The organism is Microbulbifer sp. (genome assembly GCF_051659245.1).
Taxonomy (GTDB): Bacteria; Pseudomonadota; Gammaproteobacteria; order Pseudomonadales; family Cellvibrionaceae; genus Microbulbifer.
On the sequence record NZ_JBOFOC010000062.1, the window covers coordinates 1 to 20799 of the forward strand.

The window sequence follows — 20799 nt, forward strand, 5'->3', positions numbered from 1 at the left end:
AGCGGGCCATGCCCGCGATCGCGGGCATGGCCCGCTCCTACATAGCGTGAGGGGCTACTCGGGACTCCTACACAGACACGCGCTCCGGCACCCCGCCTTTTAACAACACCGTCTTATCCGGTGCGAAATTCGAATAGAAGGGCAGTATGGCACCGCCCACTGCTACGGCGTCCGCCCCCAGGGCTCCGGCGCGGATCGCCGGCACGAACAGGTCCGCCTGAGCCGCCTGGCGAATGCGGCGCGACACCATGTCCACCAATTCGTCCAACAGGTAACGCGGCAGCACCGCATCGATCACGATGGCCTCCAGGTCCAGAATGCCCACCGCCGACAAGAGCGCGAACACCAGCGCATCGGCGCAGTCTTCCATCCACTCCTGCACCAGGGGGCGGGCGGTATCCATTACCGTTTCCAGGTCCGATACAAAGGCCAGGTCGATACCGTGGGCGTTCAGGTGCCGGCGCAGGCCGAACAATGACGCGCGGTTGTAGAGCGCATCGAAAGGACCGGCCGGCGCCGGTACCGAATCCAGGCCGGACCGGGGCACCGGCATGGAGGCCAGGGCGCCGGCGTTGCCGTGCACGCCCGGCTCCAGGTTGCCGTTCAGTATCAGTCCGCCGCCGATAAAGGTCCCCAGGTAGACATAGAGGAAATTGTCCTCCCCGTCGCCGAACTGCTGCTCGGCCGCTGCCGCCGCCGAACAGTCGTTCTCGAAAAATACCGGAAGGCTGGTGCGCGCCTGCAGTTCTTCGGCGAAGTTGACTTCCTCCCACTCGCGCACCCGTTCGGGGCTTATTTCCAGCTCGCGGCTCCAGGCCCCCATAAACCAGGGCATGGCCACGCCGACCCCCATCAGCTTACGCGCTTCCTGTGGGGTGAGCTTCGCGATCAGGTCCGCCATTCCACTTTCGATATGCTCCAGGACAAATTCCGGCCCAGGCATCTCCTGCTCATATTCCAGCTTGTGCAGTATCCGGCCGCCGAAATCCATCAGCAGCACCTCGACGCCGCGCCGCCCGACCTTGACGCCGATGGCGTAGGCACCACTCGGATTGAGGGCGTAGAGTGTGGAGGGCTGGCCCTTGCCGCCCAGTCGGCGGCCTTCCCGCAGCACCAGCCCGGCCTGTTCCAGGTCGTCGACGATCCTCGTCACCGCCTGGGCGGTCAGGTTGGCCGAACGGGCCAGCTCCGACTTGGATGCCGTTCCCCGCTGCCGCAATGCTGCCAGTAACACCCGCTCGTTATAGCGGCGCAAACCGCTGGAATTACTTCCCCTGCTCATGCCTTAGTCTCCCAGTGGTCTGGCCGCAGTGCGCACAAAAATTCAGTTTAAGGGTGGACTGGAGCGCATTCAATCGGTTTGATCCAGGCGTTTCGTAATGTAACTCGTTGTTATTGAGGGAGTTTTTCATCCTCTCCGGAATCCATTGATTTATTAAACCACTGTGAATTATTATTGTAAAATGAAATCGATAAGGCGGCGGCGCCAGTGGCCGCTCGCACAGTGGAATAACCATAAGAAACCATAAAAGAGTTGAGCGAGATGATAGAGAATACCGCGGACCTGGGCCTGCACGGCATTGACCTTGCCATCGTCGGTGTCTACTTCGTCGCCACCATTGCCATTGGCCTCTACCTGAGCCGTAAACACGACAACGCAGAGGACTATTTCCTCGCCGGCCGCGCCATGCTGTGGCCGTTTATCGGCCTGTCCCTCTTTGCATCCAATATCTCCAGTACCACGCTGATCGGCCTGGCGGGCGATGCCTACAGCAGCGGCATCGCGGTCTACAACTACGAGTGGATGGCGGCGGTGGTGCTGGTATTTTTCGCGGTGTTCTTCCTGCCGGTGATTCTGCGCACCGGCCTTTACACCATGCCGGAAATGCTCGAGCGGCGCTTCGATTACCGCGCGCGGCGCTACTTTTCCCTGTTGACGATCTTTCTCAATATTGTCGTGGACACCGCCGGCAGCCTCTACGCCGGCGCGCTGGTGCTGAAACTGATCTTCCCGGATTTCCCCATCTGGCAGATGGTCGCCCTGCTGGCGATAGTCGCGGGTATCTACACCATCAGCGGCGGGCTGGCAGCGGTGATGTACACGGATACCATCCAGGCGGTGCTGCTGGTGATCGGGTCTGTGGTGATCACCATTTTGGCACTGGACAAGGCCGGCGGCTGGGAGAATGTGCTGGCCCAGGTCTCGGCCGACAAGCTCAGCCTGGTCCGACCGGCGGACGACGCCGGGGTGCCCTGGCCGGGGCTGGTCACCGGCGTGGCGCTGCTGGGCTTCTACTTCTGGTGCACCAATCAGTTCATGGTGCAGCGGGTGCTTTCGGCGAAGAACCTGGACCACGGCCGCTGGGGCGTGCTCTTCGCCGGCCTGCTGAAGCTGCCGGTACTGTTCATCATGGTACTGCCGGGCACCTTTGCCATTCTTCTCTATCCGGATCTGCCCCGGGCGGATCTGGTCTATCCCACGCTGATGTTCGACCTGCTGCCGGTGGGCCTGCTGGGGCTGGTGCTGGCCGGTTTTATCGCCGCGCTGATGTCGCAGATCGACTCCACCCTCAACTCGGCCTCAACGCTGATCACCATGGATTTCGTCAAACCGCTCCGTCCGTCGCTGAACGCACACCAGCTGATGCGCGTGGGCCAGGTGGTGACCTTTATTTTCATGGTATTGGCGGTGGCCTGGGCGCCCCAGATCGAAAACTTCGGCTCGCTGTTCAAGTACCTGCAGAAAATCCTCTCCTACGCCGTGCCGCCGGTGCTGGCGCTGTTCCTGGTGGGTTTTTTCTGGCGCGGTGCCAATGCGCATGGGGCGATAGTGACCCTGGTGGTGGGAACCCTTGCGGGTATCGGTCTGTTCCTGGCCAATGAGGTGTGGGACTTGTTCAACCTGCATTTCCTGTATGTGGCGCCGACCCTGTTTGTGTTCTGCGCCCTGGTGCTGGTGGTGGCGAGCAAGTTGAGCCCGCAGGTGCCGGCGGACAGCGCGCTGGTGTTTACCTGGAATCCGGCGAGCTTCGCCGAGGAGACCCGGGAACTGCAGGGGCAGCCTGTGTGGAAAAACTACCGGGTGCTGTCGGTGCTGTTGTTGGCGCTGACCGCAGGGATTGTCGGCGCCTTCTGGTAGGCCGTCGTGAACGGGTCAGGAGCTTTCGGTGATCAAAGCGCTGACAATTGAATTGCTTGAAATCGGGGGGTACGGATATGGCATTCGAGTTTGTACTGCCAGTGGGAATAGCGCGGATCTGTCTTTGAGAAGTGAGGCAGGGTCCCTACCGGTACGCCGCCAGAAAAGAAAAATGCCAGTCAGTTGGCTTAACTGACCGGCATTCTGCGGATTGCTTTTGTTAGAAGCCGATATTCCTCGGCATGCGCGGGCAGGATGCCCGCGCACGCGTAAAGATTATCGAGAGCTGATCGCCCGCTCTCCCGTTTCCAGTTCAACGACGATGAGCGCATTCGCTCCGCTATCGATGACGAACGCCAGGTTGTTGGCGCTGTCGAGCGCAAGGTTGCGGGTAGCGTCAAGAGCCACGCCGGTGCCGATAGTTCGGTGGGAGACCAAGGTGCGGTTGCCGCTGGTGAGATCGACAGCCACCAGTGCACTCATCCCACTATCAGTGACCAGCGCCCGGTTATTGGCGCTGTCCAGCGCAATGCCTGTAGGTGCGTCAAACACGATGCCGGTGCCGGTGCTATCGCTTGAGATGAGAGTCCGGTCGCCGGTGTCGAGGTCTACCGCCACCACTGCGCTCTCGCAAATAACCAGTGCGCGGTTGTTGGCGCTGTCCAGCGCAAGCCTGCGAGGACGGACAAGAGATGTGCCGGTACCGGCCTCATTGCTGGAGAGGGTGGTGCGATTGCCAGTTTGGAGATCCACTGCTATCACCGCATTCTGGAACCACTCAGCGACCAACGCGCGATTGTTGTCCTTGTCTAACGCAAGGCCTACGGGCAAGACAAAAGCCGTGCCGGTGCCCGCCCCTTCCCCGGAGACGATGGTGCGGTCGCCGGTGTTCATATCCACCGCCATCAGTGCATCCAGGCTCGAATCAATGACCCACGTGCGGCGGTTGCCGAGGTCGAACGCAAGGTCCTCCGGGAGACCAACAAAAGCCGTGCCGGTGCCGACGCCATTTCCGGAGACGATGGTGCGGTCACCGTTGTCGAGATTCACCTGCACGAGTGCACCCAGGCCCGAATCAATGACCAACGCGCGATTGTTGACGCTGTCTAACGCAAGGCTCCTGGGGTAATCAAAATCCACCCCGGTGCCGGTGCTGCCATCGGAAAGGATGCTGCGGTTGCCTGTATCGAGGTCGACCGACAGGAGTAGGTCCGTCCCGTAATCCGGGACCAGTGCGCGGTTATTGGCGCTGTCCAGAGCAAGGGTGAAGGGTCCGTTAAAATTCGTGCCGGTGCCGGTTTCATTATCGGAGAGGATGGTGCGGTCGCCGGTGTCCAGGTCGACTGCTATTAAGCTCATCAACAAGGGTTCGACGACCAGTACCCGGTTGTTGGCACTGTCCAGCGCAAGGGCATTGGCAAACTTAAGAAGGCTGCCGGTGCCGGTTTCACTGTCGGCGAGGATGGTGCGGTCGCCGTTGTCGAGATCCACGGCCAGCAGAGCGTTCAACCCATAATCAAAGACCAGCGCGCGATTATTGGTACTATCCAGCACAACGCGCAGGATTTCAGAAAAAGCCGGGCCTTCGCCGATGAGGTTGTCGGCATCTGAGATGACAGTCCGGTCGCCAGTGGCGAGATCCACTGCGAACAGAATGTCCAGCGCTAAATCGACAACCAGCACTCGGTTATTGGCGCTGTCCAGCGTAAGGCCGGAGACCTGTTGAAACTGGGTGCCTGCGCCGATGAGATTGCCGGAGACTGTGGTGCGCTCTCCTGTCGCGAGATCTACCGCCACCACAAACTGCTTATTGCCAACCAGCGCTCGGTTATTGGCGCTGTCCAGTACAAGGTCAGTGGGCGAAAAGGGATCTATATTTGTACCGCGGGAGAGGGTGGTGCGCTTGCCGGAGGTAAGATCAATCGCTATCAGTGTCTCCCGAACCGTATCAGTAACCAGCAGGCGGTTGTTGGCGCTGTCCAGCACGGCACTGCCGCCGGTTCGAGTAAGAATAGGCTGATTGTCGACAGCTTGCGAAATCTGCCCGCTATTTCCTGAAGCATCCTCCCAAACTATCTTGAGTTCCTGAGAGCCAAGCTGAGGGTCAACAGGAACCTCGGCGCGCCATCGATGGGGCTCGTCCAGGTCGAAGGTGGCGAAAACATCGTTGACTGACAGCCTGCTTGTATCCTCAGCGCTGGCCGGTGTCTCGTTACCTAGTGCGTCTACTTTGACCATAATGCCGGTGACAGTGGTCGTACTGGCATATCCAGCGAGATTGGCATTGAGGGGCGGGTAAGAGACCTTGGCGACGGCTGCGGGTGCGCCACTGCTGCTGCTACTGCTGCTACTGCTACTACTACTGCTGCTACTGCTGCTACTACTGCTGCTACTGCTACTGCTACTGCTACTGCTACTGCTGCTACTGCTACTGCTGCTACTGCTACTGCTACTACTGCTGCTACTGCTACTGCTGCTACTGCTATTGCTATTGCCACCGTCATTGCCACCACCACCACCGCCACCACAGGCGGTGAGTAGGGAGGAAGTGAGAAGAAGCGGGATAAGGAGTCGTTGAAGCATTGTTAAGTCCCTGGGTGCGTTTTCATCGAAGTGCGGGAAGTCCGCACAATCAGGCTACAAAAAAGGGGAGGGTAGAATGGAACTACAATGGGTTCTCTTTACCTAATGAGTTGGGCAAAGGCTGGAATGTGACCGAATTCACGGTAAAAATTCCAACCTTTCAGCCCTGAATTTTGGCTTACGCCCAGCTTTACACTGGTGTGAGCTGCTAGCCAACACCAGCTTCAGGTTAATTCGGCGGGAAACTTATCAGAGATTTGCGAGGCACGTTCTTCCTGGAGTGCTATTAATGAAAAACGCGCCTTCATATCGCAATATTGGATAACTCTTGCCACTGGAGGTCAGTAAAGGAATCAGCTAATAGTGGGACGTATATTCTCAAACAGAAGTGAGAAATCTGCTCCGTAGTCAGCCCAAGGCTTTGATAAACGTATACTTTTCCATCTGGTTCTCTACCCAAAAATCGCTCATAGACATCTTTTAAAAAGGCACCCTCAGGCATCATTATCATCGGTCGTTTAGTGTCTATTTTGTAGCCGCTTTGAGGAAGCCAGTTGTAAAGAATCTTATTTATTGTATGTTCACAGAGAGGGCCCCGGTGAAAAAAACGTGCATAAACCCCACCTTGAATGGCAACCTGTTTTAATGCTGAATTTTTCACCTCTCGGATATCATCAACCAGCAACATTGCCAGGAAATTTTTTTGGTTATTTGCGTGTTCAATTTTATTTATGTCGGAGAATGAAAGAGCAAAGCGCTCGAGTCGGGGTCTGGTATTGAAGGCCGTATCTAATGATTTGCAAAGTTTTTTAATCGCATCCCAAACGGAGGGGTCGGTTTTCTCGTTGAGATTTGTTGTAGAGTAAGCTGCTAATGCTCTGCAGGGCATCACATTCACTAACTCTTCTTTTGTGTTCGAGCAAATTCTATTTGCGTGAAATTGATTAAAAAAAGGCTCTTCGCCATAGTAGGTTTGTCTATACTGGGTTGGAGTGAGGGAATAATGCTTCTTGAAGGCCTTTAAAAATCCAGTCTGGGTGATAAATCCAGAGCTGATAGCAATATCGTTTATTTTTTCCTGAGTTTGAATAAGCTTGTTGCTCGCGTTCAGAAGTCGGATTCTTAGCAGGTATTCCGACCATGTTTCTCCAGTTACTTCACTGAATAGCCGTTGAAAATGGAATTTAGAGTAGTGTGAAATTTCACTTAAAATGTTGACGTCTAACCTTCCATCGTATTCTTGTCGAATATAGGAAATCGCGGAGTCTATTCTAACTCTCTGCTGGACAACATTTTTAAAGTCCTTGCTGCGAGGCATGCTGGTCTCTTCGATATGAAGTTATTTTAATATGCGCAGTATATTAGGTCGCACTACTACCGCCGCCACCGCAGGCGGGCAGGAAAGCCAGGTGTAGGCCAGGAAGGCAGGTGCGCTTTATCCAGGTCATGCGTGTTTCCTTTTCATGCGTTATGTAACGCCTCCCGAAAGCTTCGGATTCGACACGTCGAATGGCGCACCGAAGGTACTGGAGGGGGTGGCTCGGTATCCTTTGGTCAAGCAAGCGGAGCCTATTCGATCGGCCTCATAAAGAGAAAAATGGAGCCAAAGGACCTTGACATGAAACCGTAGGACAGTAACTGATTACTTTAACTGTTGATTTTGGCGCCGAGCAACCCCTAAAGTTGAAATTTGAGAGTCGACTCACGTTTTTCCGGGTCCGTCTGTATGTGACCGCTTTCGGGTCTCTGGGCGCTTAAACCACTCTTATTTCGCCTCAAAATCTTCAGTCCGGAATTCTGGCGCATCGCCAGATTCGCATTGTTGCGAGCTGGCATGGCAGGGGGATGTAGGGGTAGGTGGTTAGAAAAGAAGAAAAATGCCAGTCAGTTGGCTCAACTGACTGGCATTAGGCGCGAGGCCTGTTTATTACTCAGGTTCCGGGGTTCCGGATCAATAGGCGTAGCCCGGATGGAGCGCAGCGGAATCCGGGATGGGGGGCGGCCCGGCACCAGAATCCCGGATTCCGGCGCTGCGAGCCTCCATCCGGGCTACGCCCTGCATAAACGAAAAAACCGGCACGAGGCCGGTTTTTCAAATCGGCTGATCGTTAAGATCAGCCTTCTTCTTTCAGGTAGCGCTCGCGGGAAGCCAGCACCTCGGCGCGCGCCGCTTCGGCGTCGGCCCAGCCGTCCACCTTCACCCACTTGCCGGGCTCCAGCGCCTTGTAGTTCTCGAAGTAGTGCTCGATCTGCTTGATCAGCAGTTCCGGCAGGTCGCCGATTTCCTGCACGTGGTCGTACAGCTTGGTCAGCTTGGTGTGGGGCACCGCCAGCAGCTTGGCGTCCACGCCGGACTCGTCGGTCATGTTTAGCACGCCGACCACCCGGGAGCGGATCACCGAGCCCACTATCACCGGGTAGGGGGCCACCACCAGCACGTCCAGGGGGTCGCCGTCTTCGGACAGGGTCTGGGGCACATAGCCGTAGTTGGCCGGGTAGAACATGGGGGTGGCCACGAAGCGGTCCACGAATACTGCGTCCGAATCCTTATCCACCTCGTATTTGATCGGGTCGTGGTTGGCGGGGATTTCGATGATGACGTTGATATCGTTGGGCAGGTCCTTGCCTGCGGGGATCTTGTCGAAGCTCATTGCTGGTCCTGACTGAAAAATGGGCGAAATTGGGAGCGCGGATTATAAACCTTGTCTTATAAGGCTGAAAGCGGCGCCCTTAGATCCTTTGGTTCGGACTATCCTGTAACCAGCCATAAAGACAATAGCGGCGGAGGGAATCGATGCTGAATCCACGGGAGGTAAAGACACTCGACGACGCCTGGGCCATCGTCGAGGAGCGCAATCTCAGCCACATCAAGGTGGGCCTGTTCGACAACGACGGAGTGATGCGCGGCAAGTATATGAGCCGCGCCAAGTTCCTCTCCGCGCTGGAGCAGGGTTTCTCCTTCTGCGATGTGGTGCTGGGCTGGGACGTCAAGGACCAGCTCTACGACAACGCCCGCTACACCGGCTGGCACACCGGCTACCCGGACGCGCCGGTGCGCATACTGTCGCACAGCTGCCGCGAGATCCCCTTCGAGGAAGGCATGTTGCTGTTCCTGGCCGAATTCGATGGGGGCGCCCGGGCGGTCTGCCCGCGCGCTACCCTGAGCCGGGTGACAGAGCGCTGCCAGGCCCTGGGCTTTGAGCCCCTGGCGGCGCTGGAGTACGAATTCTTCCTGTTCGACGAAACCCCGGATTCCGCGCGGGAGAAGGGCTTCCGCAATCTCAAGCCCTACACCCCGGACTGGTTCGGCTACTCGGTGATCCGCAACTCGGTGCACGCGGAGCTGCACCGGCAGATCCTGGAGCTGGGCGAGCGCATGGATTTCCCCCTGGAAGGGCTGCACACCGAGACGGGCCCCGGGGTGCTGGAGGCGGCTATCGCCGTGGACGGTGCCGAGGCGGCGGCGGACAAGGCGGCGCTGTTCAAGACCTTTATGAAGGTGCTGGCCCAGCGCAACGGCCTGATGGCCACCTTTATGGCCAAATGGTCCGGCCAGTATCCGGGGCAGAGCGGACACATCCACCTTTCCCTGCGCCACCTTGATTCCGGCAAATCCGCCTTTTACAACCCGGAGCAGCCGCAGGTGATGAGTGCGCTGCAGCGCCATTTTCTCGCCGGCCAGCAGCGGCTGATGCCGGAATTTCTGTGCCTGATGGCGCCCACGGTGAACAGCTACCGGCGCCTGGTGCCCGGCTTCTGGGCGCCCACCGACGCCACCTGGGGGATGGAGAACCGCACCACCGCGCTGCGCGCCATCCCCGGCGGCGACAAGTCCCAGCGCCTGGAATACCGCCTGGGCGCGGCGGACGCCAATCCCTACCTGGCCCTGGCCGCGGCCCTGGGCTCCGGCCTCTACGGCGTCATGCACGAATGGGAACCCACCGAGGCGGTGGCCGGCAACGCCTATGCCCTGGAACACCCGCCGGAACTGGCTCTGCCGCGCACCCTGTGGGAGGCCGCGCAGCGCTTCAAGGCCTCGAAACCCGCACGCGAACTGTTCGGCGACGAATTCGTGGACCACTTCGCCACCAGCCGCGAGTGGGAGGAGCGGGAATACCGCCGCCACGTCAGCGACTGGGAACTGGACCGCTATTTCGAAATTATTTGATTGGGACCCGGGACCGCGGAGCTATTTATCGAGGCTGAAGGCTCCAGCTCCGCCCCTGGGAACGCCGAGCTCCAGCTCGGCTTGCGGGCCGCAGGCCCGCCAACGTGGCAGAGAAACACTCATGAATACATTGCAATGCATCTCCCCGATAGATAATTCAATTTACGCAGAGCGTCCCCTTGCGTCGCAAAACGAAATCCAAACCGCACTGGACAACGCCCAAAAATCCCAAACCGCCTGGAAACAAACCCCATTAACAGAGCGCATCGCCATCACCCGCGCCGCGATAAAAAACTTCACCGCCAAAGAAAGCCAACTCGCCGAAGAGCTCTGCTGGATGATGGGCCGCCCCATCCGCCAGGCCCCCTCGGAAATCCGCGGTTTCGCCGAGCGCGCCACCTATATGGCGGATATCGCCGAAGCGGCCCTGGCCGATATCCGGCTGCCGGAAAAGCCCGGCATTGTCCGCTTTATCCGCCGCGAACCGCTGGGGGTGGCACTGGTGATCGCGCCCTGGAACTATCCCTACCTCACCGCGGTAAACGCGGTGGTGCCGGCGCTGCTGGCCGGCAACGCAGTACTGCTCAAACACTCGGCGCAGACGCCCCTGGCCGCCGAGCGTATGGTGGAGGCATTTGCCGAGGCGGGGCTGCCGCGGGGCGTATTCCAGTATTTGCACCTGGGCCATGGGGATATAGAGCGGCTGGTCCGGTCCCCGGCAATCAAGCACCTCTCCTTCACCGGCTCGGTAAAGGTCGGTGCCGCGATGGAGTACGCGGCGGCGGGGCGTTTTATCGGCGTCGGCCTGGAGCTGGGCGGCAAGGACCCGGCCTATGTGCGCGCCGATGCCGACCTGCAGCACGCGGTGGAAACCGCCGTCGACGGCGCCTTCTTCAATTCCGGGCAATCCTGCTGCGGCATAGAGCGCCTCTATGTGCACGAGGCGCTGTACGGGGATTTCGTCGAGCGCGCGATCGCACTGGTGAAGCAATACCGCCTGGGCCGCCCCGACGATCCGGAAACAACCCTGGGTCCGCTGGTACGCGCGGAAGCCGCGGATTTTGTGCGCGGGCAGATAGACGAGGCCATTACCCAGGGCGCCAGCGCGCATATCGACCCGATGGATTTCCCTGCGGATAAACCCGGCACCCCCTACCTGGCACCGCAGATACTGACGGAGGTACAGCCCGGCATGCGGGTCATGGCCGAGGAATCCTTCGGCCCGGTGGTGGGTATCCAGAAAGTGCGCGACGACGAGGAGGCATTGGCGCTGATCAACGACAGCGAATACGGCCTCACCGCGGCGATTTTCAGCCGCGACCTGGAGGTGGCCGAAGCACTGGGCGACCGGATTGAATCGGGCACGGTATTTTTGAACCGCTGCGATTATCTGGATCCGGCGCTGGCCTGGAGCGGAGTGAAAAACTCCGGGCGCGGCTGCACCCTGTCGAGTATCGGTTACGAACACCTGACCCGGCCTAAATCCTTCCACTTAAAGATTCGATTATGAACATCACCCGATTTCACGCGAATTGGAACTACCCCACCGACATGCGCGTCGGCGCCGGCCGTATCGCCGAACTGGCGGCAGCCTGCGACGACTTGGGCGTGTCCGCGCCGCTGCTGGTGACCGATCCGGGGCTGGCTGCGCTGCCGATGGTGGAAAACGCCCTGACCCTGTGCCGCGACCGCGGATTGAAAGCCGGGCTCTTTTCCGCCGTCAAGGGCAACCCCTGTGGACAGAATGTGGCGGACGGCACAGCGGTCTTCAAAGCCGGCGGGCACGACGGCGTCATTGCCTTCGGCGGCGGCTCCGCGCTGGACGCGGGCAAGGCCGTCGCGCTGATGGCCGGGCAGCATCGGCCGCTGTGGGATTTCGAGGATATCGGGGACAATTTCCAGCGGGTGGACGCCGCCGGAATGGCACCGGTGGTGGCGGTGCCCACCACCGCCGGCACCGGATCGGAAGTGGGGCGCTCCTCGGTGATCGTCGATGAGGAGGCGCAGGTCAAACGCATTATCTTCCATCCGAAAATGCTGCCGGCGCTGGTGATCCTCGATCCGGAACTGACCCTGGGCCTGCCGCCCGGACTCACCGCAGCCACCGGTATGGATGCGCTGTCCCACTGCCTGGAAGCCTTCTGCTCGCCGTCGTATCACCCCATGGCCGAGGGCATCGCCCTGGAGAGTATGGGCCTGGTGCGACAGCACCTGCCGCGAGCGGTGGCAGACGGCTACGACCTGGAGGCCCGGCTGCAGATGCTGGTGGCCTCCAGCATGGGCGCCACCGCCTTCCAGCGTGGCCTGGGCGCCATGCACGCGCTGTCGCATTCCCTGGGCGCGCTCTACGACGCACACCACGGCCTGCTCAACGCGATACTGATGCCCTATGTGCTGCGGGAAAATCGCGAAGCCATAGCGCCGCAGATGGAAAAACTGGCGCGCTACCTGAACCTGGACAGCCCCGGCTTCGACGGCGTCCTCAACTGGGTACTGGTCCTGCGCGCGGAAATCGGCATCCCCCACAGCCTGGAGGAAATCGGTATCGGCGACGGGGATATCGAAAGGGTAGGGCACATGGCCGAAATGGACGCCGCCGCGGCCGGCAACCCGATCCACCTCGGCGCCACCCAGTACAGCCAATTATTCGAACGCGCCCTGCGCGGTGAAGTCTGACCCCGGGACCGCGGAGCTGTTTGCCGTTGAGCGCAGAAGGCTCCAGCTCCGCCTCACACATCTCAAAGAGGAAAAATGATGCGCTGGCTATACGCTCTGTTGTTAACCTTTATCACCAGCACCACCCTGGCCCAAGACAATATCCGCACAGCAATTTTTGCCGGCGGCTGCTTTTGGTGCATGGAACCGCCCTACGACAAGCTCGAAGGCGTACTGGAAACCACCTCCGGCTACAGCGGCGGCCATGTAAAAAACCCCAGCTACGACCAGGTTTCCGCCGGCAACACCGGCCACGCGGAAGTGGTTCGGGTGAAATACGACGCGGACAAGATAGGCTACAAAGAACTGCTGCAAGTCTTCTGGCGCAACGTGGACCCGCTGGATGCAGGCGGTCAGTTCTGCGACCGCGGCAGCCAGTACCGCAGCGCCATCTTCTACGGCAACGAGAAAGAGAAAAAACTGGCGGAGGCCAGCAAAGAAAAAGTGGCGGAAAAACTCGACGGAAAAATCGCCACTGAAATCGTCGCCGCCAGTGAGTTCTATCCCGCGGAGAAGTATCACCAGGACTACTACCAGCGCAATCCCATCCGCTACAAGTACTACCGCTTCCGCTGCGGGCGCGACCAGCGCCTCGAGGAAGTGTGGGGCGAGCGGTAGGATGGGCACGCTGCGCTTTGCCCATGCTACTGCATCCCCCAAAAATACGAATCTGTAATTGGAGTAGGGTGCGCCGTGCGCACCGGCCAGGTCTTGCCGAAGCCTCAAGCCGTATTCGGTGCGCGCGGCGCACCCTACGGCCCTGTTTGAGGCAAGTAGTTCACAAAATAGTAGGGGAGCCCGGCGGCTTTCATCTTTTCATCACACTTCCTCTGGCAAGGTGCCGGCCTGGAAATCCCGTTCGCCGTCGCGACCGGCCCGGCCGCGGGAGTTGTGCGGCCTCCATACTGCAAACAACAAGGAAAGATGTGATGAAAACCACAATCGTGTCACAGCTCGCGCTGTGGCTCACCGTGCTGGCCGGCAGCGTCCAGGCGGGCGACCTGATTATCTCCGAATATATCGAGGGCAGCGGCTTCAACAAGGCGCTGGAAATCTATAACGGCACCGGCAGCCCGGTGGACCTCGGCGATTACACGGTGGAAGTCTATTTCAACGGCTCCACCTCCCCCGGTGAGAATATCACCCTCAGCGGCAGCCTGGCCGACAGCGAGGTATTCGTGCTCGCGCACTCCAGCGCCGACGCCGCGGTACTGGCCGCGGCCGACCAGATCTTCGGCGGCAGCCTGTTCAATGGCGACGACGCGGTGGCCCTCGTCGGCCCGGTCGGATTTGTGGATGTGATCGGCCAGATCGGCGTGGACCCGGGCAGCCAGTGGGGCAATTCCACCACCGGCACCCGGAACCAGACCCTGCGCCGCAACAGCGAGGTGCTGGAAGGCCGCACAGACGGCAGCGGGGCCTTCGACCCCTCCCTGGAGTGGACCAGCGCCGGCCAGGACAACCTCGATGACCTGGGGCACCACAACGGCGGTGGCGGCAACGGCGGCGGCAGCGCTGAGCTGGGTCAATGCGGCGATCCCGCCACCCTGATCAGCGCCGTGCAGGGCACCGGCGCCGCCAGCCCCCTCGCCGGCGAGCGCCACGTAATCGAAGCCGTCGTCATTGGAGATTTCCAGGATACCGCCAGCGGTCTGGGCGGCTTCTTCCTGCAGGAGGAGGACGTGGACCAGGACGGCCTGGATACCAGTTCCGAGGGCCTGTTCGTCTATGACAATGGCTTCGGTGTGGAGGTGAACGTGGGCGACCTGGTGCGCGTCGGCGGCCAGGTCACCGAGTACTTCGATTTTACCGAACTCAACCAGGTGGATGGTGTCACCGTGTGCGGCAGCGGCTACAGCGTCACCGCCGCGGAAGTGAGCCTGCCGTTTGTCGACGCCGATCACGCGGAGCGCTACGAGGGGATGCTCGTTCACTTCGCACAGACGCTGACGGTCAGCGGCAACTACAACCTGGGCCGCTACGGCGAACTCGATCTCTCAGCCGGCCGCCTCTACGTACCCACCCACATCACCGAGCCGGGGCCCGCGGCTCAGGCCCAGCAGGCCGCCAACGACCTCAACCGCATACTGCTCGACGACGGCTCCACGGTGCAGAACCCGGAGGCCATCCCCTATCCGGCCCCGGGGCTCAGCGCCGACAACAGCTTGCGTGCCGGCGCGACCCTGACCGGCCTGCGCGGCGTGATCGGCTACGGCTTCGACGCCTATCGCGTGCACCCGGTGGAAACGCCGCAGTTCGCCGACGTCGAGCCGCGCACCACTTCCCCAGCACTGCCCGGCACCGGCAGCCTGCGCGTCGCCAGCTTCAACGTGCTCAACTATTTTAATGGCTCTGGCAGTTTCAACGGCGATGGCCAGGGCGGCGGTTTTCCCACTTCACGCGGCGCCGATACCCTGGATGAATTCCAGCGCCAGCGCGACAAGATCGTCGCCGCCATCCGCGGCACCGGTGCGGATATTGTCGGCCTGATGGAAATCGAGAACGACGGCTACGGCCCGGACAGCGCCATCCAGGACCTGGTCAACGGCCTCAACGCCGCCGCCGGCAGCCGGGCCTACGCCTTTGTGGACCCGGGTCTGGTGCAATTGGGCAGCGACGAAATCACCGTGGGCATCATCTACCGCAGCGACCGGGTGCAACCCCTGGGCACCGCCGCCACCCTGGACAGCTACCCCTTCGACGACTTGAACCGCCAGCCGCTGCTGCAGGCCTTTACCGAACTGGCCAGCGGCGAATCCCTGGCGGTGGCGATCAACCACTTCAAATCCAAGGGCAGTTGCCCCGGCGACGGCAGCCTCAACGACGACCAGAACGACGGCCAGGGCTGCTGGAACCAGGTCCGCACCCAGGCCGCCGACGCCCTGGCGGACTGGCTCGCGGCCGATCCCACCGGCACAGGCACCGGGAGCGTTCTGATCCTCGGCGACCTGAACAGCTACGCCCGGGAAAACCCCATCACCGCACTGCAGGACGCCGGCTACACCAACCTGCTGGCCAGCTTCCACGGGGACGCGGCCCACTCCTACGTGTACCAGGCGCAGGCCGGCTACCTGGACCACGCTCTCGCCAACGCCGCCCTGGCAGCGCTGGTCACCGGCATCGCCGACTGGCATATCAACGCCGACGAGCCGCGGACACTGGACTACAACACCGAGTTCAAGAGCGCGGCCCAACTGGATTCCCTCTACAACGCCGACCCCTACCGCGCATCCGACCACGACCCGCTGGTGGTGGAGCTGGACCTGACCGGCGGCAATGCCGCGCCCGTTGCGGATTTCATCACGGAGGCGCAGGGCAAGCGCGTTCACTTCACCGACACCAGCAGCGATAGTGACGGCAGTATTGTTAGCTGGCTGTGGGACTTCGGTGACGGTCATTCGAGCACCGAGCAGAACCCCAGCCATCGTTATCAACAGGGCGGCACCTACTTCGTAACCCTGCAGGTAGAAGATGACCTTGGTGCCAAGTCCAACACGCAGCGGGAACTGCTGGTGGAAGACAGCAGCGGACCCCAGGCCCGCTTTTTCCTGTGGCGATTTTTCAACTGGGTATGGGTGTTCGACCGCAGCCGCTACGACGGTGACGGCGAGCTCAGCTACCACTGGGATTTTGGAGACGGCAGCGAGGCGCAGCAGCCAAATGCCTGGCACCGCTACGGCCGCAAGGGTAGTTACAAGATTACCCTGACTGTAAGCGACGGCGCGGGACGCAAGGACAGCGCAAGCCGCAGGGTTGCCATCGGTAGGGCCTGGTAGTTGCTCTAATTCTTTTTATGCACCCCTCTCCCGCTTGCGGGAGAGGGGCCGGCGGAGAGGGCCTTAACTCAGTAACCCGCTCTTCAAACCGCCACTCGGTATTGTGGATCTTTTGAGCGAGAATCGCTTTTTCTCCTCCCGACTGTAAACCACCGGCAGGCAGCCCGATGCTGCTCGACGAGGTTGAAATCAAGCAGATTGATATCTATGCCGAGGAAGCGCTTGAAAAGATATATAAGCGCATTGAGCAGCTATACGCTGCGTATTGGTAGAGCAAAAGCGCTGCGATGCGCGGAAACTCAGGAAATCTTCTATTTCCGTCTCTCCCATCTCGTTGTATCGCCACATGCCAATAGCTGAATTCAGCAGCGGCTTCGTCTATCTACAGAAAACGCTCCCTAAATCATTGACTTTTAAGGAGTCCCCAATATGATCAAAAGCGTCTCTAAGGGGGAAATATAAAGCTGGGCTGCACTATCTATTTGTTGAAAAATCCGGCTATTTAGTTTAACTGTTTGTTTTGTCAGGATTTTACCGTTAAGAAGATTTGGAAGAGGTCGCAGATAGAGAGCAGGTAGATATATGGCAGGGTCTTTTGAATTAACTGTTATGTGAGAAAAGAAGAATGAGATTACTTTTCACTTTTCTGATACTGATTAATATTCCTTTCGCGGCTTCCTGTAGTGAAGAAGGCAAGGGCAAGCCTAAAGTTTTGGCTGAAAGATGGGATCAATCTTATGAGGAAGGTGTAACTATTTACTATCCCAATGAACACAAGGGGATCCCAGTTTCCTATGTAATGTTGCATGTCGAAGATAGTGATGAAAACTATATTTCGACAGATCTTATGATGCGGCCTGCAGAAGAGAATTTTGGCGGGATAGATGCAAGCCAGTATAAAATATCGCACGTATATATAAGCGAAAAATTTCTAGCAGATGCAAAAGTTTCAGTAAAATACGATTTACCTCCGAAGGAGGGTGAGCCTGTTACTATGTGTGGGCCGTTACCACACCTATTTAAGCTATCGGACCTGGTCAGTGAGCGCACATAACCAGGCCAGGCAGTACGCTCCGGCGCTACGCGCCTCCGCAGGACGGCCTACGCTATGCGCTGCGCGCATAAGCAGCGTAGCCCGCCTCTGCTGGCAACGTTATATGTACTCAAGAGAAAATTTATGGATGATCTAGTTGAAGAAGTAGGGAAAGGGTTTTTTTGAGGAGTCGGATATATTCTCGCAGAGATCTTCTTCGGAACAATTAGCTACTGGGTTGGCTGGCCGATCTGCAAGTTAATCACCTTGGGGAAGTACCCGTCTTCTTCTCAAGTGATATATCTCGAAGAGTACGGAACGCGGAATACCGGTTTCTGGTGTAGTGTAGTTGGTTTATTGACTCTCCTATTCTCAGCGCTTTACTTAGTCGGGAAGATCTAGCAATGTCTCAGACACATAACCAGGCCAAGCACGGCAACAAAAGCAAACCCGAGACAGGCATTGTTTAAAAGATGAAAACCAGATCCTGTCTGGTCCTCAAAAAATTCGCTCGGCTATAGCAGTAGATGTACTTTAGTTGCTAGAGGTTATATTTCTCGCCAAATTCGTAGATTTTATGCGTGACAGATCCTACCAGGTTCGGTATTCGGCGAACATTTGCAGAATAAGGTTGGAGCGCTCGTTTAAGCGAACAGTGTTTTTCGCGGTGGATATACCTGGTGGCTTTCGATAGCCAAGTATGCCGGCGGCTTGGCGGATTTGATCCGCTCACCGACAAAGCTCTGGGTTTTTCGCTCAAATTCAGTAGTAAGGGTAAACCAATTTTCTGGGTCGATATTGAGGCGTTGGAGAATACCGGGTAGATGCGTGGGGATAGCTCCGCGCTTGTCCTCTCTGATAACTCGTCCTGTCCATTCGACAAGCATCAGGTAGTCTGGCCCCATCATCGCGGTCAAATAACCGGTGTCTTGCATTACTCGGGTAAACAACAGGCTCCCATAAAAAGGTGCCCCACCCCATGCCATTGGGCAAACCGCGCATGATCGAGTTAATTAAATCGCATCTCTCGTTGGTGTATTCACAACTCAGAACCGCTTTGTCATATTGATTGATCACATGACCGAGCATATCTCTCCAGTGCCCGCCGTTATTCGTTGTTCCGTAAGTGGAACCACACACTGCATCGACACCAACCTGCGGCTGGCAACACAAGTTTGATCAAGAAACTAGGCGTCTGGATTGATTTCTTTGACGGCGCAGGTGAAAAACAGCTCGTAACCTCTCTGGTTGGCGCACTAAAACCTGTGTCAGCGACATTATAGTCACATTGGCGGTGTTAACCTACCGGCTACATACTGTGTATCCTGTTGGAGGATTAGCTATATGAGTAATAAGAATAAGCCCCTTTTGATGGAGCGCCGCAAGTTTCTAAGTGGCGCAACTGCACTTGGTATTGGTGCCGGATTGTCCGCACCCGCCGTTATCTCCAATGCCGCCGCTGCAGAGCCTTCGGACATCGCGTGGCGAGACCAGGACCTGCGATTTATCGGCACGGAAGAGACCTATTCCACCGACGAACTGATCGCGCAGATCGCCATTAACGATGATCACGTGGAGTTCCTCAAGTCACTTGGTCTTTCCGAAATAGGCTCGGGTCGCATTGCCGCAATGGATGATGCCGGGCTCAACGTACAAATCCTATCCGTACATACGCCAGGCGTGCAGAACGTCCCCGGTTGGGAGGGCATCGATTTTGCGTATCGTCTCAATAAGACGATTGCCGATGGCCCGATGGTCAACTATCCGGGACGGTTCCAGGCATTTGCAACTTTGCCGTTGCAGGACCCATATGCATCAGCGGACGAACTGGAACGCGCCGTTCGGGAAGATGGCTTTGTGGGAGCTATGACCAATGGAATCATTGGAAATAAATTCCTCGATCATCCCGATTTCGAGCCCGTGTTGGCGCGTGCCGAAGCCCTTGGAGTGCCGATATACCTGCATCCAGGCTTCCCACCCAAAGAGGTTTTCGATCTTTACTACCGCATTACGCGGCCAGGATATAACGATGAATACCAGGACTACATTTTCAGTGGTTCTGGATATGGATGGCACCAAGAAGTCCTTACGCAATCCCTTCGAATGATCATGACTGGGTCGTTCGACAGATTCCCTAAGCTGAAGATCATTATCGGCCACATGGGAGAGGGCTTCCCGTTTTACTTCGAGCGTATCATGGAAGATTTGGGCGAGGCGACCGAACATTCACTAGAAAAGCCGATCGGGCAATACTTCAAAGACAATTTCTGGTTTACAACCAGCGCATTTCCCCGGAGTGATCTGCTTTATCTTCTGTTGAAGTACATCAGTGTCGATCGAGTAATGTTTGCAACCGATTACCCGTTTGCTGACATGAAGCAACAAACCGACTGGTTTCGGGCAGTGAATCTGCCCCGTAAAGCCAAGGAAAAAATTGCGTTCCGGAATGCGGAAAAGCTGTTCGGCATAAAGGAAAGCTGTTCTCGGCATAGAGGTCGGACGCGTCCGCACTGGATCGAATGATGCCGGTTTTCGTGTCAGCGGGGTGACACCGGAGATCACTTTCCGCTGGCTCGGGCGGTTAATCGTCCCGGGCATATTCGATGGGGAACACTGTTTTATTATCGAGAAGTTATCAGAAACCAAAGTCCGATTCGAACAGAGCGAAAGGTTCAGCGGCCTTCTCGTTGGGCTACTGCGTGCTACCCTGGAGCGTGATACCAAGCGTGGATTCGAAGAAATGAATCAAGCCCTCAAGGCACGAGCAGAAACAATAGTGTCCGATAAGCATGCCTAACCAAGTGCAGCAGGGGAAGCTAAACGCAACGCGCTACGCGCACTACTTTCATCTCCCCTGTGCACGGCGTTGAGGCTGTAGAAAAACTCCAAAAATCTAAAATTAATCAATTTGATAATAGCTGGTTAATACTCCAGTGTTTCTAGTAAGAGTTAACAAGTTTTTCAAAAGGACGCTCCTGACGTCGCGCCTTTTAAAAAAAGCGTTAAAACCAAGTCATTAAAACCAGGTCAAGAGGGCAGGCCTTACATTTGACATTCCCGGAAGAGCGCCAGTATAAAATGTAAGGCCTGACCTGAATGGCACTAACTTAAGCGCAAATGGCCTTATTTGTAGGGTGGATAAGCGAAGCGCATCCACCAGTTACAAGGCCTGGGGCGGCGGATGCGCTTCGCTTATCCGCCCTACGGGAGCCGGAAACGGCTTAAGTAAGTGCCATTCAGGCCTGACCTGAATGGCGCTGACTTAAGCGCAAGTGTTTGAATTTGCGGAACATTTTTACGCAGCCGTCGCCATTCTCTGCTTTTTGGGGTGTCCATGTCTCCTAACGAGTTCCCGTGCCTTATCGCGTGATTTCGTCAATAGCGG

The 20799-nt window shown here is 57.9% G+C and carries 14 protein-coding genes; 9 read left to right on the forward strand and 5 right to left on the reverse strand.

All coding sequences use genetic code 11. The features are described from left to right. Positions 1 to 67 precede the first annotated feature (67 nt). A complete protein-coding gene (locus ACRC0P_RS06220; protein ID WP_438628985.1) occupies positions 68 to 1282 on the reverse strand; it encodes an ROK family transcriptional regulator in 1215 nt (404 codons plus the stop codon). Positions 1283 to 1543: 261 nt separating this feature from the next. Here ACRC0P_RS06220 and ACRC0P_RS06225 point away from each other — a divergent pair, with 261 nt between their 5' ends. Beyond that, positions 1544 to 3139 (forward strand): sodium:solute symporter, encoded by a 1596-nt coding sequence (locus tag ACRC0P_RS06225; protein WP_438628987.1) that lies wholly within the window; start codon positions 1544 to 1546, stop codon positions 3137 to 3139. Positions 3140 to 3415: 276 nt separating this feature from the next. Here ACRC0P_RS06225 and ACRC0P_RS06230 read toward each other — a convergent pair whose 3' ends face one another. Beyond that, positions 3416 to 5377, reverse strand: a complete 1962-nt coding sequence (locus ACRC0P_RS06230; protein WP_438628989.1) for a hypothetical protein — start codon at positions 5375 to 5377, stop codon at positions 3416 to 3418. 67 nt (positions 5378 to 5444) lie between these two features. Between ACRC0P_RS06230 and ACRC0P_RS06235 the strand changes: the two genes are divergently transcribed. Next, entirely contained in the window at positions 5445 to 5717 is a 273-nt protein-coding gene (locus tag ACRC0P_RS06235; protein WP_438628991.1) for a hypothetical protein, read from the forward strand. Positions 5718 to 6026: 309 nt separating this feature from the next. On the opposite strand, the gene ACRC0P_RS06240 is transcribed toward ACRC0P_RS06235, so the two are convergent. Together ACRC0P_RS06240 and ppa are read right to left on the reverse strand one after the other, a co-directional pair. Continuing rightward, complete coding sequence (locus tag ACRC0P_RS06240) at positions 6027 to 7040, reverse strand: helix-turn-helix domain-containing protein (RefSeq protein ID WP_438628993.1); 1014 nt, start codon at positions 7038 to 7040, stop codon at positions 6027 to 6029. Positions 7041 to 7836: 796 nt separating this feature from the next. Continuing rightward, entirely contained in the window at positions 7837 to 8373 is a 537-nt protein-coding gene (gene ppa / locus ACRC0P_RS06245) for an inorganic diphosphatase (RefSeq protein ID WP_438628995.1), read from the reverse strand. Between the two features lie 143 nt (positions 8374 to 8516). Here ppa and ACRC0P_RS06250 point away from each other — a divergent pair, with 143 nt between their 5' ends. The 6 genes from ACRC0P_RS06250 (at position 8517) to ACRC0P_RS06275 (ending at position 17435) form a co-directional block, all read left to right on the forward strand. Then, positions 8517 to 9890, forward strand: a complete 1374-nt coding sequence (locus ACRC0P_RS06250; protein WP_438628997.1) for a glutamine synthetase family protein — start codon at positions 8517 to 8519, stop codon at positions 9888 to 9890. Between the two features lie 121 nt (positions 9891 to 10011). Further along, positions 10012 to 11400: an aldehyde dehydrogenase family protein gene (locus tag ACRC0P_RS06255; protein WP_438628999.1), complete on the forward strand. Its 1389-nt coding sequence runs from the start codon at positions 10012 to 10014 to the stop codon at positions 11398 to 11400. Next, the gene (locus ACRC0P_RS06260; RefSeq protein WP_438629001.1) at positions 11397 to 12566 is read left to right on the forward strand and encodes an iron-containing alcohol dehydrogenase; all 1170 of its coding nucleotides are present in this window, start codon (positions 11397 to 11399) and stop codon (positions 12564 to 12566) included. The genes ACRC0P_RS06255 and ACRC0P_RS06260 overlap by 4 nt, the downstream gene beginning before the upstream one ends. 75 nt (positions 12567 to 12641) lie before the next feature. Next, positions 12642 to 13223: a peptide-methionine (S)-S-oxide reductase MsrA gene (gene msrA, locus ACRC0P_RS06265; protein ID WP_438629003.1), complete on the forward strand. Its 582-nt coding sequence runs from the start codon at positions 12642 to 12644 to the stop codon at positions 13221 to 13223. A 311-nt stretch (positions 13224 to 13534) separates the two neighbouring features. Beyond that, the gene (locus ACRC0P_RS06270; RefSeq protein ID WP_438629005.1) at positions 13535 to 16381 is read left to right on the forward strand and encodes an ExeM/NucH family extracellular endonuclease; all 2847 of its coding nucleotides are present in this window, start codon (positions 13535 to 13537) and stop codon (positions 16379 to 16381) included. Positions 16382 to 17006: 625 nt separating this feature from the next. Then, positions 17007 to 17435 (forward strand): hypothetical protein, encoded by a 429-nt coding sequence (locus ACRC0P_RS06275; protein ID WP_438629007.1) that lies wholly within the window; start codon positions 17007 to 17009, stop codon positions 17433 to 17435. A 623-nt stretch (positions 17436 to 18058) separates the two neighbouring features. Here the strand turns inward: ACRC0P_RS06275 and ACRC0P_RS06280 are convergent. Continuing rightward, positions 18059 to 18349: a hypothetical protein gene (locus tag ACRC0P_RS06280; protein ID WP_438629009.1), complete on the reverse strand. Its 291-nt coding sequence runs from the start codon at positions 18347 to 18349 to the stop codon at positions 18059 to 18061. 409 nt (positions 18350 to 18758) lie between these two features. On the opposite strand from ACRC0P_RS06280, the gene ACRC0P_RS06285 reads away from it, so the two are divergent. Continuing rightward, positions 18759 to 19937: an amidohydrolase family protein gene (locus ACRC0P_RS06285; RefSeq protein WP_438629011.1), complete on the forward strand. Its 1179-nt coding sequence runs from the start codon at positions 18759 to 18761 to the stop codon at positions 19935 to 19937. Positions 19938 to 20799 lie beyond the last annotated feature (862 nt).

Bases quoted from the DNA above. Each gene is read 5' to 3' on its own strand.
- ACRC0P_RS06240 (WP_438628993.1), bottom strand. From the start codon at position 7,040: ATGCCTCGCAGCAAGGACTTTAAAAATGTTGTCCAGCAGAGAGTTAGA.
- ACRC0P_RS06260 (WP_438629001.1), top strand. From the start codon at position 11,397: ATGAACATCACCCGATTTCACGCGAATTGGAACTACCCCACCGACATG.
- ACRC0P_RS06275 (WP_438629007.1), top strand. From the start codon at position 17,007: ATGAGATTACTTTTCACTTTTCTGATACTGATTAATATTCCTTTCGCG.
- ACRC0P_RS06220 (WP_438628985.1), bottom strand. From the start codon at position 1,282: ATGAGCAGGGGAAGTAATTCCAGCGGTTTGCGCCGCTATAACGAGCGG.
- ACRC0P_RS06225 (WP_438628987.1), top strand. From the start codon at position 1,544: ATGATAGAGAATACCGCGGACCTGGGCCTGCACGGCATTGACCTTGCC.
- ACRC0P_RS06250 (WP_438628997.1), top strand. From the start codon at position 8,517: ATGCTGAATCCACGGGAGGTAAAGACACTCGACGACGCCTGGGCCATC.
- ACRC0P_RS06285 (WP_438629011.1), top strand. From the start codon at position 18,759: ATGAGTAATAAGAATAAGCCCCTTTTGATGGAGCGCCGCAAGTTTCTA.
- ppa (WP_438628995.1), bottom strand. From the start codon at position 8,373: ATGAGCTTCGACAAGATCCCCGCAGGCAAGGACCTGCCCAACGATATC.
- ACRC0P_RS06280 (WP_438629009.1), bottom strand. From the start codon at position 18,349: ATGCAAGACACCGGTTATTTGACCGCGATGATGGGGCCAGACTACCTG.
- msrA (WP_438629003.1), top strand. From the start codon at position 12,642: ATGATGCGCTGGCTATACGCTCTGTTGTTAACCTTTATCACCAGCACC.
- ACRC0P_RS06230 (WP_438628989.1), bottom strand. From the start codon at position 5,377: ATGGTCAAAGTAGACGCACTAGGTAACGAGACACCGGCCAGCGCTGAG.
- ACRC0P_RS06255 (WP_438628999.1), top strand. From the start codon at position 10,012: ATGAATACATTGCAATGCATCTCCCCGATAGATAATTCAATTTACGCA.
- ACRC0P_RS06270 (WP_438629005.1), top strand. From the start codon at position 13,535: ATGAAAACCACAATCGTGTCACAGCTCGCGCTGTGGCTCACCGTGCTG.